Origin of the sequence: Micromonospora sonchi, from assembly GCF_014646235.1 — a bacterium.
Classification (GTDB): Bacteria; Actinomycetota; Actinomycetes; order Mycobacteriales; family Micromonosporaceae; genus Micromonospora; species Micromonospora sonchi.
Genome location: NZ_BMNB01000011.1, coordinates 33,395 through 49,995, shown reverse-complemented (window position 1 = coordinate 49,995; position 16,601 = coordinate 33,395). Strand labels below are relative to the sequence as shown.

The window sequence follows — 16,601 nt, the reverse complement described above, 5'->3', positions numbered from 1 at the left end:
TCCTGTCTCCCTGTACGGTCGCGCCGCCGCGGCGCGGCGGCGGTTCGGCCGGGTACTCCGGCCGACGATCTGCCTACATGGCGGCGCCCGGGGCTGACGCCGCCGCCTGGGGTGGTCGACGCGGGTGCGTGGACCGGACCGAACCGGCGCGCTCCGACGCCGGGCGTCGGCCTGCTATCCAGTTGTCTCACCGCTGCTCGGTCGCCCGCCGGGGACGCGTGCGGGCGATCCCCCACCCGGTCGAGCCCAACCGGGTGGGTGCGGTGCTCATTCCTTGACGGCGTCGGTCTCCTCGACCGCCGGCTCGACGGGGCGCTCCGCCTTGGTCACGACCCGGGCGATCGCCGGGCGGGCGTAGCGGGTCTGCACTCCGGGGGCGACCTCGAGCAGGACGCTGTCGTCCTCGATACCGGTGACCGTGCCGTACAGCCCGCCGATGGTGACCACCTCGTCGCCCGGCGACAGGTCGGACTGCATCGCCTCGGCCTCGCGGCGGCGCTTCTGCTGCGGGCGGATCATCATGAAGTACATGACGCCGAAGAGCAGGGCGATCATGAGGATCGGGGTGAAGCTCCCCGCTCCTCCGCCGTCTGCTGCGTAGTGCACGGTTGTCGACCTTCCCATTGGCCTCCGAGCCGGCACTGGGCACCGGGCGGAGGCGGCTTTTCACATCCTGTACAGACCGCGGCGAGTCTAGTCGCTCCACCTGGGAACGCCGAATGCGGCGCAGATCACGAACAGATCACGTCTCATCGGTGTCCATCGAGAAAAGATCGGGCGTCGGAGGAGCTTCGGAGCCAAATGTACCATTCGGCGGCATACGCCCCAGGTGGTGCCAGGCCGCCTCGGTGGCCACCCGGCCGCGCGGCGTACGGGCCAGCAGACCGGCCCGCACCAGGAACGGCTCGCAGACCTCCTCCACCGTGTCCGGCTGCTCCCCGACCGCCACCGCCAGGGTCGACAGGCCGACCGGGCCGCCCCGGAACGAGTCGACCAGGGCGGTCAGCACCGCCCGGTCGAGCCGGTCGAGCCCGAGCGCGTCCACGTCGTACACGGTCAACGCGGCGCGGGCGGTCTCCACGGTGACCACGCCGTCGGCGCGTACCTCGGCGAAGTCCCGCACCCGGCGGAGCAGACGGTTGGCGATCCGCGGCGTGCCCCGGGACCGGCCGGCGATCTCCGCCGCCCCCTCGTCGGTGGTCGGTACGCCGAGGATGCGCGCCGAGCGGCGCAGCAGCACCTCCAGCTCGGCGGGGGTGTAGAAGTCGAGGTGGGCGACGAAGCCGAAGCGGTCCCGCATCGGGCCGGTCAGCAGGCCGGACCGGGTGGTCGCACCGACCAGGGTGAACGGTTCGACGTCCAGCGGGATGGCGGTGGCGCCGGGCCCCTTGCCGACCACCACGTCGACCCGGAAGTCCTCCATCGCGCTGTAGAGCAGCTCCTCCGCCGGGCGGGCGATACGGTGGATCTCGTCGATGAAGAGCACGTCGCCCTCGGCGAGGCTGGTCAGGATCGCGGCCAGGTCCCCGGAGCGTTCGATCGCCGGGCCGCTGGTCACCCGGATGCCCGTGCCCAGCTCGGCGGCGACGATGTTGGCCAGCGTGGTCTTCCCGAGGCCCGGCGGGCCCGACAGCAGGATGTGGTCGGGCGGAGAGCCTCGGCGCATCGCGCCCTGCAACAGCAGATCGAGCTGGTCGCGGACCCGGTGCTGGGCGATGAACTCGTCCAACCGCTTCGGCCGGACGCTGACCTCCGCGTCCCGTTCCGCCTCGCTGACGTACGCCGAGACCAGGTTGCTCTCGGCCCCGGCCGCAGCCGGCCCGAGCGAGCCGGACGCGGTCATCGGGTCCGGCCCAGCAGCCGGATGGCCTGCTTGAGCAGCACCGGCACCGGCGGGGTGGGACCGTCGACGGTCTCCGCCACGGCGGCCACCGCCTGGTCGGCCTGCCCGGCCGTCCAACCGAGCCCGATCAACGCCTGGCGCACCTGCTCGGGCCAGGCGCCGCCGGTGACCCCGGCCGCGCCGTCGGCGCCCACGGGCACCGGGCCGATCCGGTCACGCAGCTCGAGCACCAGGCGTTCGGCGCCCTTCTTGCCGATCCCGGGCACCCGGGTCAGGGCGGCGGTGTCGGCGTTGGCGATCGCCTTGCGTACGGCGTCCGGGGTGTGCACGGCGAGCACCGCCTGCGCCAACCGGGGGCCGACCCCGCTGGCGGTCTGCAACAGCTCGAACAGGGACTTGGCGTCGTCGTCGGCGAAGCCGTAGAGAGTGAGCGAGTCCTCCCGGACGACCAGGCTGGTGGCCAGCCGCGCCGGCTGGCCGACCCGCAGCTCGGCGATGGTGCCGGGGGCACACTGCACGGCCAGGCCGACCCCACCGACCTCGATCACCGCATGGTCTCCACCGGTGGCGGTCACCACGCCACGCACACTGGCGATCATCTCGTGCCTCCTCGTCTCACCCGGTCCGCGGCGGCGGCCAGTTTCGAGCGCGTGCCACCGCGCCACACGTGGCAGATGGCCAGCGCCAGGGCGTCCGCGGCGTCGGCCGGACGGGGTGGCTCGGGCAGCCGCAGCAGCCGGGTGACCATCGCGGTCATCTGCGCCTTGTCGGCCTGGCCGGAACCGGTCACCGCCGCCTTCACCTCGCTCGGGGTGTACGTCTGCACCGGCAGCCCGGCGCGCGCCCCGGCGAGCACGGCGATCCCGCTGGCCTGGGCGGTGCCCATCACCGTACGCACGTTGTGCTGGCTGAACACCCGCTCCACGGCCACGCTGTCCGGCCGGTGCTCGGCGACCAGGTCGGTGAGGGAGCGGTCCAGGTGCAGCAGACGCAGCGGCAGCTCGTCGGCCGGGTCGGTGTGCACGACGTAGTAGGCGACCAGTGTGCACGGTCGCCCGGGCACCCCCTCGACCACGCCGACCCCACACCGGGTCAACCCAGGGTCGACGCCGAGCACCCGCACGCGCCCCTCCTCCCCGCCGCCCCGGGCAGCACATGTGTTCGACACCCTACCGAGGCCGCGACACCGCCGCGCCCCGGGACACGCCCGCCGCCGCCTGATGTCCGCTCCGGCCACAGAGTGCGGCACGAGTATGTGCCACGACCCCATGTGCGCCCGGCAGCACAGCTCGTAATTTGATGCGCCATGACGGCAGAACCCGTGGCGGTCCGCCACGTCGTGAACGTCGACCTCGCTGGTCGTACCGCCCTCGTCACCGGCGGCGGCAGCGGCATCGGCCGAGCCTGCGCCCTGCGGCTGGCCACGGCCGGCGCCACCGTGCTGGTGGTGGACCGCGACGTGGCGGCGGCCAGGCTGGTGGCGGCCGAGGCCGGCGGCCGGGTCGAGGGGGTGGACCTGGCCGACCGGGAGGCGGTCGACCGGCTCGACGCCGACGTGGACATCGTGGTCAACAACGCCGGGCTGCAGCACGTCGCCCCGGTGCCGGAGTTTCCCGTCGAACGCTTCGAGTACATCCACCGGGTGATGGTCGAGGCGCCGTTCCTGCTCGTCCGGCGGGCGCTGCCGCACATGTACGCCCAAGGGTGGGGCCGCATCGTCAACATCTCCTCGGTGCACGGGCTGCGGGCCTCGCCCTACAAGGCCGCGTACGTCTCGGCGAAGCACGCGCTGGAAGGGCTGTCCAAGGTGGTGGCGTTGGAGGGAGCGCCGCACGGCGTCACCGCCAACTGCATCAACCCCGCGTACGTGCGCACCGCGCTGGTGGAGAGCCAGATCACCGATCAGGCGGCCACCCACGGCATCCCGGAGACCGAGGTGATCGAGAAGATCATGCTGGCCCGGGCGGCGATCAAACGACTGATCGAGCCCGAGGAGGTGGCGGAGCTGGTGGCCTACCTCTGCTCGCCGCCCGCCGCGTTCCTCACCGGCGCCTCGATCGCACTCGACGGGGGGTGGACGGCGAACTGATCACGCGTGCGGACAATGTCGTCATGTCGTCGCCGGTGGAGTTCCTGGAACTGCTCGCCCGGGAGGCGGCCGCGGTCGAGTTCGAGGGGCCGCTGGTCGCCGCCCGCTCCGCCGGGCTTAGCACCGACCGGATCGCCGAACTGGAGCGGGCCAAGACCGTGGCGCTGCGGGTCCGCGCGCTGCTGGAACGCCGCCGCCGTCGGGAGAGCGAACTCTCCGGCCTGTACGACACGGTCCGCGACCTGGCCGGGCTGCGGGACCTGGACGACGTGCTGCGGGCGATCGTGCACCGGGCCCGGCACCTGCTCGACGCCGACGTCGCCTACATGACCCTCAACGACGCCGAGCGCGGCGACACCTACATGCGGGTCACCGACGGCTCGGTCTCGGCCCGGTTCCAGCAGCTGCGGCTGCCCATGGGCGCCGGTCTCGGCGGCCTGGTGGCCCAGTCGGGCGCCCCCTACGTGACCGCGGACTACCCGCAGGACGAGCGCTTCCACCACACCCGGGAGATCGACGCCGGGGTGAGCGAGGAAGGGCTGGTGGCCATCCTCGGGGTGCCGCTGCGGCTCGGCTCCACCAGCATCGGCGTGCTCTACGCGGCGAACCGCTCGGCCCGGCCCTTCGCCCGCGAGGAGGTGGCGCTGCTGCTCTCGCTGGCCGCGCACGCCGCCGTGGCGATCGACACCGCGCGACTGCTGGCCGAGACCCGCGCGGCGCTGGCCGAACTGTCCGCCGCCAACACCACCATCCGGGCGCACAGCAGCTCGGTGGAGCGGGCCGCGGCGGCGCACGACCGGATGACCGCGCTGGTGCTGCGCGGCGGCGGGGTGGAGGACGTGACGGCGGCGGTGACCGATGTGCTGGGCGGGTCGCTGCTGGCGCTGGACGCCGAGGGCCGGCGGCTGGCCCGGGTCGGCGAGATCGACGAGCCGGACCGGGCGGAGATCATCGAGGCGGTGGCCGCGTCCCGGACCGAGGGACGCAGCGTACGCCGGGGCACGCTGTGGTACGCCGCCGTGGTGGCCGGCGCGGAGAACCTGGGCGCGCTGGTGCTGCACCCCGAGGACGAACTCGCCGACGCCGACCAGCGGATCCTGGAGCGGGCAGCCCTGGTGACCGCGTTGCTGCTGCTGTTCCGGCGGACCGTCGCCGAGGCGGAGGGGCGGGTGCGGGGCGAGTTGCTCGACGACCTCATCGCCCGGCCGCTGCGCGACGCCGACGCCCTGCGCAGCCGGGCCCGCCGCCTCGGCGTGGACCTGGACGCCCCGCACGTGCTGGTGGCCGTCGGCGAGGACGCCATCGCGGCGACCGGCTCGGCCCGGCAGCGGGTGCTCTCCTGGGCCACCACGTACGCCTCGGCCCGGGGCGGGCTGGCGGCGGCGCGCGACGGCCGGGTGGCGCTGATGCTGCCCGGGCAGGACGCCGGAGACAGCGCCCGCGCGGTGGCCCGGGACCTGTCGCGGATCACCGGACGGCCGGTGACCGCCGGGGCGAGCGGGCCGTCCAGCGGGCCGGCGTCGCCGGCCGCCGCGTTCCGGGAGGCCGACCGCTGCCTGACCGCGCTGGTCGCGCTGGGCCGGGCCGGGCAGGGGGCGAGCAGCGCCGAGCTGGGCTTCGTCGGTCTGCTGCTGGGCACCGTCGCCGACGACGGAGAGGCCGACGTACGCCGTTTCCTCACCACCACCCTCGGTCCCGTGATCGAGTACGACACCCGGCGGGGCACCGCCCTGGTCCGGACGCTGGAGGCGTACTTCGGGGTGGGTGGCAGCCTGGCCCGGGCCGCCGAGCAGCTGCACGTGCACGTGAACACGGTGACCCAGCGGCTGGAACGGGTCGGGCAGCTGCTCGGCCCGGACTGGCAGCGCCCCGACCGGGCCTTGGAGGTACAGCTCGCGCTGCGCCTGCACCGGCTGCGTACCGCCGAGGGTTGAGCCGCCTGCTCAGTGCTTGCGTGCTCGCGGGTCTCGTGGATCGCCGCTCAGTGCTCGCGGGTCTCGTGGATCGCCGCCTCGGCCGCCGCCCGCTCCTGCGGCGTGACGCCCCGCTTGGCGGCGATACGTGCCCGGAGCAGCTCCACCGCGATCGGGAGGACCGAGATCCCCACGATGGCGATCAGGATGAACTCGATGTTCGTCTTGACGAACGGGACCTGGCCGAGGAAGTAGCCGAGGACGGTCACCCCGGTGCCCCAGAGGACGCCGCCGATGATGTTGTAGGTGACGAAGGTGCGGTAGTTCATCCGGCTGACCCCGGCCACGATCGGGGTGAACGTCCGCACGATCGGCACGAACCGCGCCAGCACGACCGAGCGGGCGCCGTACCTCTCGAAGAAGTCGTGCGCCTTGAGCAGGTTCTCCTGTTTGAACAGACGCGAGTTCGGGCGGCGGAACAGGGCGGGCCCGACCTTCCGGCCGAACAGGTAGCCCACCTGGTCGCCGGCGATCGCGGCGATGGTGATGAGCAGGCACACCAACCACAGCGGATAGGTGATGTACCTGCCGTCGGCGACGAGCAGCCCGGCGGTGAACAGCAGCGAGTCACCCGGCAGGAAGAACCCGATCAGCAGACCGGACTCGGCGAAGACGATGGCCAGGATGCCGAGCAGCCCGAACGTCGAGATCAACCATTCCGGGGCGAGCCAGTCCGGCCCGAGGGCCAGGGTGGTGACGGGCGTCGACACGAGGGACCTCCGATGACTGTGGCGAGCCGCCCCACGGCTCGGGACGCCCGTAGTCTACGGCGGCAACGGGCCCCGGCGCGGCGTCGCCGGTCAGCGGCCCTCAGCGCGGCGTCGCCGGCCCTCAGCGCGGCGTCGCCGGTCAGCGGGCGCGGATGCCCGCCAGAAGTCCGTCGACGACCTTCTCGGGCAGGCCGGCCTCGTCGAGGTCAGGGTTCCAGTTCATCACCCGCTGGATGAGCATCGGGCCGGTGAGCATCGCCATGGTCACCTCGACATCGAGGTCGGCCCGGAGCTCACCGGCACGGATGCCCCGCCGCAGCACCTCCCGCATCGCCGCCCGGCGGGGCTCGATGATGTTCTGGTAGAGCGCGTAGTGCTCGGGGCTGCGCTGCGCCTCGGGCACCAGGCACGGCATGATCTTCGCCGCACGCGGGTCGAGGTTGTGCCCGACCGCGCCGACCAGCAGGATCAGGTCCTCCCGGACGGAACGGCCGACCGGCTGCGGCGGTGCGCCCTTGAGCGTACGCAGGGCGTCGTGCAGCAGGGCCCCCTTGCCGGGCCAGCGGCGGTAGATCGTGGCCTTGCCGACCCCGGCCCGCGCGGCGATCGCCTCGATCGAGATCGCCTCGATCGTGCTGCCCTCCGCGAGCAGGTCCAGCGTGGCCTCGATGATCGCCTCGGCCGCGCGGGTGCTCCGCGGCCGACCCGGCGACCGCGGAGCATCCGTCGTGCCTGTCATCTCGCCATTCTCGCCGAAGTCAGGCCGCACCGGCCAACTCGGGCTCGCCGACGGGCGGCGGTGTGACGGGGCCTGGCCGCCCCGGCAGCCAGCGCAACGCCACCAGGACGCCGGCTGCCGCCACCAGCGCGGCCAACGCCGCGGACCAGTGCATCGCCGAGACGAAGGCGTCGTCGGCCGCCGCGACCAACCCCGGCGCCGCCGGCCCGAGTTGCCCGGCCACGGCGTACGCCCCGGCGATCGACTCCCCGGCCGCCTCGCGCGCCGCCGGCGGTAGGTCCGCCAGGGCCGGGCCGATGCCGGCACGGTAGCCGGCGGCCAGCACCGACCCGATCACCGCCACGCCGAGGGCGGCGGCCACCTGGCGGATGGTGTTGCTGATCGCCGAGCCGACGCCGGCCTTCTCCCGGGGCAGCGCAGACATGATCGACTCGGTGGCCGGTGGCATGATGCTGGCCATTCCGGCGCCCTGGAGGAAGAAGAAGACCAGCACCACCCAGATGGGTGTGGCCGCGTCGACGAAGGCGAACGCGCCCAGCGCCACCGCGGTCAGCACCAGCCCCACCGTCGAGACCGCCCGGGCCCCGTACCTGCGCACCATGGCCGCGCTGCGCGGGGCGAAGAAGAGCTGGGCGACGGCGAAGGGCAGGAAGAGCAGGCCGGTCTGCAGCGGGCTGTAGCCGCGCACCAGTTGCAGGTAGAACGAACTGAAGAACATCACGCCCATGGCGGCGAAGAAGACCAGCCCGATCATCGCCACCGGCGCGGCGAAGCGCGGCATCCGGAACAGCCGTACGTCCAGCGAGGGGTGGCTGCTGCGGCGCTCGTACCAGACGAACCAGCCCAGCACCCCGAGGCCACCGAGGAGAGCGGCCCAGACCAGCGGCCGACCGAATCCGTGCTCGCCGCCGTCGATGATCCCGTACGTCAGGGTGACCAGGCCGACCACCGAGAGCAGTACGCCGAACGCGTCGATCCGGCCCGGGGCCGGGTCTCGTGACTCGGGCACCAGCAGCGCCACCAGGAGCACGCCGAACGCGACGACCGGCACGTTGATCAGGAAGACCGAGCCCCACCAGAAGTGCTCCAGCAGCAGGCCGCCGAGGATCGGGCCGATGGCCACCGCCAACCCGACCGCGCTGGCCCACATCCCGATGGCCCGCCCGCGTTCCCGAGGGTCGAAGACGCTGGAGATGATCGACAGGGTGGCCGGCATGATGGCCGCGCCGCCAACCCCCATCAGCGCGCGGGCCGCGATCAGCTGGGCCGGACTCTGCGCGTACGCCGAGAGCAGCGAGGCCAGGCCGAAGAGCGCCAGCCCGATCAGCAGCATCCGGCGCCGCCCGGCCCGGTCGCCGAGCACGCCGAAGGTGAACAGCAGCCCGGCGAAGACCAGTGTGTACGAGTTGATGGACCATTCCAGCTCGCCCTGGCTGGCCCCGAGACCGCGCACCGGGTCGGCGAGGGTACGCAGCGCGACGTTGAGGATGGTGTTGTCCAGGACGACCACGAGCAGGCTGATCACCAGCACCCCGAGGATCGCCCACCTCCTCGGGTGTCCCGTGTTCTCATTCGGTGGCATATCCGGCACCCCCCGGTTTTCGATACGGCTTCGTCCGTAATCGCCCTTCGAGCGTAGGGTGGGCATTAACGATACGGAACCGTTCCGTATCGACTGTGACGGCCGACACACCGCCCCCCCAAACTGACCACCCAAGCACGAAGCCTCGCACCGCCTGCACCGAATGTCGGATATGATACGCATTCTCGACCACGGCCTCGCCGGAATGTCGGGTGGCTCGGCGGCGTTGGATCGGGTGGCTGACCGCACCGGCTCCGCTCACGGCGGCGGCCGATGCCCCCGGAAAACGCGGCCGATGCCAGCCCCCTGGGAATCACCGCCCCCGGTCAGTCGTTACACATGGTCCCGGCGCCGCGAAGAGGCCCTGGCCCCGCGCGCTGGACGACCTTCCCCCCCCTTTTTCTTTGAGCGCCGGACGGTGCTTGCGCATCCAAAAGCCGACCCCCATCGGCGGGTGCGCCAACCCCCGAATGGAGCCTCTCTCATGAACACGATGATCCGTAAGACCGTGCTGGGTATCGCTGGTCTGGCTGTTGCCGGTGGTCTGGCCGCCGGCCCACTGAACCACGCCACGACCGAGACCACCCCGACCACCACCAACCCGGTCACCGCCGTCGCCCAGGCCGACAAGCCGGACGCCGGCAAGCTGATGCCGCACGGTGTGCAGGGTAAGCAGTCGCGCATCGACCTGAACGACGAGCAGGTCGGCAACGCCAAGGCGATCATCGCCGCGACCAAGAAGACCGGCATGGACGAGCGTGCCGCCGTGGTCGCCATCGCCACCGCGTTCCAGGAGTCGAAGCTGGAGAACCTGGGCCACCTCGGTGCCCGTAACGACCACGACTCGCAGGGCCTGTTCCAGCAGCGCCCGTCCAGCGGGTGGGGCACGGTCGAGCAGATCACCGACCCCGAGTACTCCACCACCGCCTTCCTGAAGGGCCTCAAGCAGGTCAACGGCTGGCAGGACATGCCGCTGACCATGGCCGCCCAGACCGTGCAGGTATCGGCGTACCCCGACCACTACGCCCAGTGGGAGCAGCAGGCCGCCGACCTGGTCGCCCAGCACTGGAACAGCTGACCCGACAAGACATTCCTCTACAGGGGGAGCAGGAACCGCTGGCCGGCACCCGAACCCGGGTGCCGGCCAGCGGCGTCTCCGGCGAGGGTCGTCCTGCGCCGTCGGGGCGCCCCGACGGCGGCTGCGCCTCGGCCGGGGCGGCCCCGGCGCTGCGCAACGGCAATCCCGCTGCCCCAGATGCCGGATCCGGAGCCCTTGCCCCGGACGACTATGTTGATGATCAACTCAACAGGTCATTCCGATGGAAGGTTTCGGCGCTCATGCCTTTCGGCTTCATCCTCGCGATCGCCACCGCCGTCATCGCGGCCATCAGCGTCGCCGTCGCCCTGCTCAGCGCACGAAGCGTGCGGCAGAGCGCCGCGCTGATCTCGGCCGCCGCCCTGATCGTGACGCTCGTGCTCACGGTCACGTCGAGCGCCCACTCGGTGCCGATCCGGTCGGTCGGAATCGTCACCAGCTTCGGCAAGCCCACCGGCGAGGTGACCGGCTCCGGACTGAAGTGGGTCGCGCCGTGGCAGCGGGTCGGCGAGTGGGACGCCGGGCGGCAGAAGTACGACCACATCGGCGACACCAACTGCGTCCGGGTGCGCACCGGCACGCTCGCCGACGCCTGCGTCGAAGTGCTGGTCGAGTGGCAGGTCCGGCCCGAGAACGCGCCACAGCAGTTCATGGACTACAAGGGTGACTTCGACAGCTTCCGGGGCCAGCGGGTCGGCGTGCAACTCGACAGCGCGGTGAACGACGCGTTCGCCTCCTACAACCCGCTGGAGCGCATCGACGCGAAGACCGGCAGCCTGAACGTCGACCTCAAGCCCTTCTCCGAGAGCATCAAGACCGGTGCCGAGGGCCGCCTCGCCGACGACGTGGACATCCTGTCGGTCACCATCACCCGGGTCAACCACGACGACAAGACCGAGGGCAACATCAAGGCGTTCCAGGACAAGCTCGCCCAGACCCGCAATCTTGAACAGGACCGCCGCAACGCCGAGATCCAGAAGCAGATCACCGAGACCAACGCCAAGGTGGACAAGGTGACCCGCTGCCTGGAGATCTCCGAGAAGAACGGCAGCGCCCCGGGGCTGTGCATCAACCCGGGCATCATCACCGGCACCGGCAAGTAAACTCCGCGCCCCCGCCATCCGAGATGGCGGGGGCGGACGTCCACCCGTCGGCAAGCAATGTCGAGCCCTGCGGTGTTGCGCGGGTCGCCATGGGTGCTGGCGAGAAACGTACGGCTGAGGGCTGCTGCTGCCGGGCCGATCGGTTCCCCGCAGGTCCCGGCCCCCGGATGCTCGTCTGCCTCCCTGTCGAGCTGAACCGTTGGCGCCATCACGCAAGGGCCACTCGTCGCTGCCCGTCGATGCGGTCGCTGCCCGTCGCTCCGCTTGTCACTGCCCGCCGCTGCCCCCGTCACTGCCGGTCGGCGCTCGTCGGTGCCCGTCACTGCGGTCACTGTCGGTCACTGCGGTCACTGTCGGTTCGAAGGCCGCGATCCGTTCACGCTGTCAGCTCGACAGGGCCGGCCCTGCCACAGGTCGCCGAGGACGGACATGAAGGGCAGACCGTTCACATGCCCGCGCCGTCGCCTGAGCCGGTGAGCGACGAGGCAAGCTGCGATGCTGGTCGCGCCGGCGCCGGCGCCGGTTGTTAATAAGGGGCCCCTCCTCTACACGAGGCGTTAATAAGGGGCCCTTCCTTTCACCCGGTCAGCGCGTCGAGTGCGAGGTCTACGTCCTGCTGGGTGGTGTAGAGGTGGAAGGATGCCCGGACGCGGCCGGCGCGGACCGCCGCGCGGACGCCGGCCCGTTCGAGCTTCTCCCGCGCGCCGGGCACCTCCACGCTGACGATCGCGCTGTGCCCGGACGGCTGTCCCAGCCCGGCCAGGAACCGGTTGGCCAGCCCCACGTCGTACGCGTGCACCGCCGGCACCCCGATCTTCAGCAACAGTTCCAGGGCCGGGGCCGCCCCGACCCAGGCGAACCAGGCCGGCGAGATGTCGAACCGGCGGGCGTCGTCGCTCAGCCGCAGTGGCGGCCCGTAGTAGGAGGTGTGCGGATCGCTGGCGGCGCACCAACCGGCGGCGTCCGGGCGCAGCCGCTCCCGCAGCGCGGGATCGAGGTAGGCGAAGGCGGTGCCCCGGGGACCCATCAGCCACTTGTAGCCGCCGACGACCATCACGTCGGCCAGGGCCGCGTCGAACGGCAGCCAGCCGCACGCCTGGGTGGCGTCGACGGCGACGAGCGCGCCGTGCGCCCGCGCCGCCGCGACGATGTCGTCGTACGCGGCCACCGTGCCGTCGGCGGACTGCACGAGGCTGAACGCCACCAGGTCGGTGCCGTCGTCGACCGATGCGGCCAGCTTGTCCAGCGGCACGGTGCGGACCTCGACACCCCGGATCTCCTGCACCATCCAGGGGAAGAGGTTGGAGGTGAACTCGACCTCGGGGACGACCACCCGGGCACCGGCGGGCAACGCGGCGGCGACCGGCGCCAGCAACTGGGAGACGGTGGCCCCGATCGCCACGTCGGCCGGTGGCACGCCGGCCAGCCGGGCGAACGCGTCCCGGGTCCGGCCGGCCGCTTCGCTCCAGCCCTCCCACGCTCCCTGGCCCACACGCCAGTCGGCGAGCGCCTCCTGCAACGCGTCCCAGGCCGGGTCGGGTGGCAGCCCGTAGGTTGCGGTGTTCAACCATCCCGGATGCGGTTGCCACAGCTGCTGCGCCTGTTCCAGCTTCATGCCCACCGACGCTAGCCGCCCGGACACCCTCCCCCAGAGCGCCAATCCCACCCTCGTGGCACGAAAGGAAGGGCCCCCTTTTAACGCCTGCGGTAGAGGAAGGGCCCCTTCTTAACGCCCGAGCCCGACGCGCGGCGGCGCGAGCGGCAACCTCGATCCGCCCGGGTCAGGTGACGTTGGCCGGGCCGAGGACGCTCTTCAGGTCGGCCATCAGCGCGGTGGTCGCGGCCACCCGCACCGGCCCGAGCCGCCAGGTGGTGGTGTGGCTGCCGTTGAGCAGCTTGACGTGCACCTCGGCGTCGCCCGGGTGCAGCACCAGGGTTTCCTTCAGCCGTTGCACCAGTGGCGGGGTGCAGCGGGTCACCGGGATGGTGAGGGTGACCGGCTTGTTGGTCGCGCTGGCGCTGACGTCGGGCAGGGACATGTCCATCGCCATGATGCGCGGGGTGTCGTCGCGCCGGTCGACCCGCCCCTTGACCACCACGATGGCGTCCTCGGCGATGTACTGCCCGATCACCTCGTAGGTGTTCGGGAAGAACAGGGTCTCCACCCCGCCGGCAAGGTCCTCCAGGGTGGCCGAGGCCCACGCCCGGCCCTGCTTGGTGACCCGCCGCTGCACGCCGGAGAGGATGCCGGCGAGGGTGACGACCGCGCCGTCGGGCACGCTGCCCTCCTCGGACAGGGCGGCGATGGTGCAGTCGGCCGCCGGGCCGAGGATGTGTTCCAGGCCGAACAGCGGGTGGTCGGAGACGTACAGGCCGAGCATCTCCCGCTCGAAGGCGAGCTTGTCGCGCTTGTCCCACTCCCCCTCGGCGATGGTCGGCATGACCGTGGTGGTGGTCGTCGTCTCGGTGTCGCCGAAGCCCGCGCCGAACAGGTCGTACTGGCCGACGGCCTCCTTGCGCTTGACGTCGGCGTACGCGTCGATGGCGTCGGCGTGCACGGTGAGCAGCCCCTTGCGCGGGTGGCCCATCGAGTCGAACGCGCCGGCCTTGATCAGGGATTCGATGGTCTTCTTGTTGCAGACCACCGCGTCCACCTTGGACAGGAAGTCGTAGAAGTCGGCGTACTCGCTCTTCTCCTCGCGACACCGCATGATCGAGGTGACCACGTTCGCGCCGACGTTGCGGATCGCGCCGAGACCGAAGCGGATCTCCTTGCCGACCGGGGTGAACGGGCCGGCCGAGGTGTTCACGTCCGGCGGCAGCACCTGGATGCCCATCCGCCGGCACTCCGACAGGTAGAGCGCCATCTTGTCCTTGTCGTCGCCGACGGAGGTGAGCAGCGCCGCCATGTACTCGGCCGGATAGTGCGCCTTCAGGTACGCCGTCCAGTACGAGACGAGGCCGTACGCGGCGGAGTGCGCCTTGTTGAAGGCGTACCCGGCGAACGGGACCAGCACGTCCCAGACCTTCTGGATCGCCTCGTCGGAGTAGCCGCGCTCGCGGCAGCCGTCCCGGAACGGGATGAACTCCTTGTCCAGGATCTCCTTCTTCTTCTTGCCCATCGCCCGGCGCAGCAGGTCGGCCTGGCCGAGGGTGTAGCCGGCGAGGATCTGCGCGGCGCGCTGCACCTGCTCCTGGTAGACGATCAGGCCGTAGGTGGGGGCGAGGATCTCGCGCAGCGGCTCCTCCAGCTCCGGGTGGATCGGGGTGATCTCCTGGAGGCCGTTCTTGCGCAGCGCGTAGTTGGTGTGCGAGTCCACGCCCATCGGGCCCGGCCGGTACAGCGCCAGTACGGCGGAGATGTCCTCGAAGTTGTCCGGCTTCATCATTCGCAGCAGCGAGCGCATCGGCCCGCCGTCGAGCTGGAACACGCCCAGCGTGTCACCGCGGGACAGCAGCTCGTAGGCGGCCTTGTCGTCCAGCGGCAGGGCCAGCAGGTCCAGCTCCTTGCCGTGGTTGAGCCCGATGTTCTTCACCGCGTCGTCGATGATGGTCAGGTTGCGCAGGCCGAGGAAGTCCATCTTCAGCAGCCCGAGCGACTCGCACGTCGGGTAGTCGAACTGGGTGATGATCACCCCATCGGAGTCCCGGCGCATCAGCGGGACGTGCTCGATGATCGGCTCGGCGGACATGATCACGCCGGCGGCGTGCACCCCGGTCTGCCGAATCAGCCCCTCGATGCCCCGGGCGGTGTCGATGACCTTCTTGACGTCGGCTTCCGACTCGTACATGCCGCGGATCTCGCCGGCCTCGGCGTAGCGGGGATGCTTCGGGTCGAAGATGCCTTCGAGCGGGATGTCCTTGCCCATCACCGCCGGGGGCATCGCCTTGGTGATCCGGTCGCCGACCGCGTACGGGTAGCCCAGCACCCGGGCCGAGTCCTTGATCGCGGCCTTCGCCTTGATGGTGCCGAAGGTGGCGATCTGGGCGACCTTGTCCTCGCCCCACTTGTCGGTGACGTACTTGATCACCTCACCGCGCCGGCGCTCGTCGAAGTCGATGTCGACATCCGGCATGGAGACCCGCTCGGGGTTGAGGAACCGCTCGAAGATCAGTCCATGTGGGATCGGGTCCAGGTCGGTGATGCCCAGGGCGTACGCGACCAGCGAACCGGCCGCCGAGCCCCGGCCCGGACCCACGGCGATGCCCTGGGACTTGGCCCAGCCGATGAAGTCGGCGACCACGAGGAAGTACGAGGGGAAGCCCATCTGGATGATGACGCCCAGCTCGTACTCGGCCTGCACGACGTGCCCCTCGGGAATCCCGTTGGGGAAGCGGCGGGCCAGTCCGGCGAAGGTCTCCTTGCGGAACCAGGACTCCTCGGTCTCCCCCTCGGGCACCGGGAAGCGCGGCATCAGGTTGTGGAACTCGAACATCCCGGCCGGGTCGACCTTCTCGGCGACCAGCAGGGTGTTGCGGCAGCCCTCCAGCCAGATGTCGGAGTTGTCCACGCCACGCATCTCGTCGGCGGACTTGATGTAGTAGCCGCTGCCGTCGAACCTGAACCGGTTCGGATCCGCCACGTTCGCCGCGGTCTGTACGCAGAGCAGCACGTCGTGCGCCTCGGCCTGCGCCTCGTGGGTGTAGTGCGAGTCGTTGGTGACGACCGGCGGGATGTCGAGCTTGCGGGAGATGTCGATCAGCTCGTCGCGGACCCGGCGCTCGATCGAGATGCCGTGGTCCATGATCTCCAGGAAGAAGTTCTCCCTGCCGAAGATGTCCTGGTACTTGGCCGCGGCTTTGAGCGCCTCGTCGTACTGGCCGAGCCGCAGCCGGGTCTGCACCTCGCCCGACGGGCAACCGGTGGTCGCCATCAGCCCGTCGGCGTGCTCGGCGAGCACTTCCGCGTCCATGCGGGGCCACTTGACGAAGAAGCCCTCGGTGAACGAGCGCGAGGTGAGCTTGAACAGGTTGTGCAGGCCGGTCTGGTTCTTGGCCCAGATCGTCATGTGCGTGTAGCCACCGCTACCCGAGACGTCGTCGCTCTTCTGCTCCGGTCGACCCCAGCGCACCCGCTGCTTGTGGAAGCGCGACTCCGGCGCCACGTACGCCTCGATGCCCAGAATCGGCTTCACCCCGGCGGCCATGGCCTGCTTGTAGAAGTCGTTCGCGCCGTGCATGTTGCCGTGGTCGGTCATCGCCACCGCCGGCATGCCCTGCCGCTTGACCTCGGCGAACAGGTCCTTCAGCCGGGCCGCCCCGTCGAGCATCGAGTACTCCGTGTGCACGTGCAGATGCGCGAACGAATCGCCCATGCGGAGGCCCCCCGGGTCGGATGATCGAGTCGGTCGGGCCCACCCTATCCCCGCCGCAGCCGCCACTCCACCGCGCCGCGCCCGGACCCGCCAAGCCACCCCACTCCCCGTCGATCTTGCACTTTGGTCGCCGAAACATCCCCTTTAGACG

Annotated in this window: 13 protein-coding genes; 4 read left to right on the top strand and 9 right to left on the bottom strand. The window is 71.1% G+C overall.

What is annotated here, in order from left to right:
• Positions 1-267 precede the first annotated feature (267 nt).
• The 4 genes from yajC to ruvC all read right to left on the bottom strand — a co-directional run bounded on the left by yajC (position 268) and on the right by ruvC (position 2,966).
• Positions 268-624, bottom strand: coding sequence for a preprotein translocase subunit YajC (gene yajC, locus IEY61_RS13770; RefSeq protein WP_373293153.1), 357 nt, complete (start codon positions 622-624; stop codon positions 268-270).
• A gap of 118 nt (positions 625-742) precedes the next feature.
• The gene (gene ruvB / locus IEY61_RS13765) at positions 743-1,843 is read right to left on the bottom strand and encodes a Holliday junction branch migration DNA helicase RuvB (RefSeq protein WP_189044201.1); all 1,101 of its coding nucleotides are present in this window, start codon (positions 1,841-1,843) and stop codon (positions 743-745) included.
• A complete protein-coding gene (ruvA, locus tag IEY61_RS13760) occupies positions 1,840-2,442 on the bottom strand; it encodes a Holliday junction branch migration protein RuvA (protein ID WP_189044199.1) in 603 nt (200 codons plus the stop codon). Before ruvA ends, ruvB begins: the two co-directional genes overlap by 4 nt.
• The gene (ruvC, locus tag IEY61_RS13755) at positions 2,439-2,966 is read right to left on the bottom strand and encodes a crossover junction endodeoxyribonuclease RuvC (protein ID WP_189044197.1); all 528 of its coding nucleotides are present in this window, start codon (positions 2,964-2,966) and stop codon (positions 2,439-2,441) included. The genes ruvA and ruvC overlap by 4 nt, the downstream gene beginning before the upstream one ends.
• A 183-nt stretch (positions 2,967-3,149) precedes the next feature.
• On the opposite strand from ruvC, the gene IEY61_RS13750 reads away from it, so the two are divergent.
• Both IEY61_RS13750 and IEY61_RS13745 read left to right on the top strand, forming a co-directional pair.
• Complete coding sequence (locus tag IEY61_RS13750) at positions 3,150-3,932, top strand: 3-hydroxybutyrate dehydrogenase (protein ID WP_189044195.1); 783 nt, start codon at positions 3,150-3,152, stop codon at positions 3,930-3,932.
• A gap of 23 nt (positions 3,933-3,955) precedes the next feature.
• Positions 3,956-5,866, top strand: a complete 1,911-nt coding sequence (locus IEY61_RS13745; protein WP_189044193.1) for a helix-turn-helix domain-containing protein — start codon at positions 3,956-3,958, stop codon at positions 5,864-5,866.
• 47 nt (positions 5,867-5,913) lie between these two features.
• Here IEY61_RS13745 and IEY61_RS13740 read toward each other — a convergent pair whose 3' ends face one another.
• The 3 genes from IEY61_RS13740 to IEY61_RS13730 form a co-directional block, all read right to left on the bottom strand.
• Positions 5,914-6,615 carry a DedA family protein gene (locus IEY61_RS13740; protein WP_189044191.1) on the bottom strand — a complete coding sequence of 234 codons (702 nt, stop codon included), beginning with the start codon at positions 6,613-6,615 and terminating at the stop codon, positions 5,914-5,916.
• A gap of 139 nt (positions 6,616-6,754) precedes the next feature.
• The gene (locus IEY61_RS13735) at positions 6,755-7,354 is read right to left on the bottom strand and encodes a TetR/AcrR family transcriptional regulator (RefSeq protein WP_189044189.1); all 600 of its coding nucleotides are present in this window, start codon (positions 7,352-7,354) and stop codon (positions 6,755-6,757) included.
• A 19-nt stretch (positions 7,355-7,373) separates the two neighbouring features.
• Positions 7,374-8,936 (bottom strand): MFS transporter, encoded by a 1,563-nt coding sequence (locus tag IEY61_RS13730; protein WP_189044187.1) that lies wholly within the window; start codon positions 8,934-8,936, stop codon positions 7,374-7,376.
• Between the two features lie 484 nt (positions 8,937-9,420).
• Here IEY61_RS13730 and IEY61_RS13725 point away from each other — a divergent pair, with 484 nt between their 5' ends.
• Positions 9,421-10,014 carry a hypothetical protein gene (locus tag IEY61_RS13725; protein WP_189044185.1) on the top strand — a complete coding sequence of 198 codons (594 nt, stop codon included), beginning with the start codon at positions 9,421-9,423 and terminating at the stop codon, positions 10,012-10,014.
• A gap of 260 nt (positions 10,015-10,274) precedes the next feature.
• A complete protein-coding gene (locus IEY61_RS13720; RefSeq protein WP_189044183.1) occupies positions 10,275-11,135 on the top strand; it encodes an SPFH domain-containing protein in 861 nt (286 codons plus the stop codon).
• Positions 11,136-11,712: 577 nt separating this feature from the next.
• On the opposite strand, the gene IEY61_RS13715 is transcribed toward IEY61_RS13720, so the two are convergent.
• Together IEY61_RS13715 and dnaE are read right to left on the bottom strand one after the other, a co-directional pair.
• The gene (locus IEY61_RS13715; protein WP_189044181.1) at positions 11,713-12,750 is read right to left on the bottom strand and encodes an aminotransferase class V-fold PLP-dependent enzyme; all 1,038 of its coding nucleotides are present in this window, start codon (positions 12,748-12,750) and stop codon (positions 11,713-11,715) included.
• Positions 12,751-12,916: 166 nt separating this feature from the next.
• Complete coding sequence (gene dnaE, locus IEY61_RS13710) at positions 12,917-16,450, bottom strand: DNA polymerase III subunit alpha (RefSeq protein ID WP_189044179.1); 3,534 nt, start codon at positions 16,448-16,450, stop codon at positions 12,917-12,919.
• Positions 16,451-16,601: the final 151 nt, after the last annotated feature.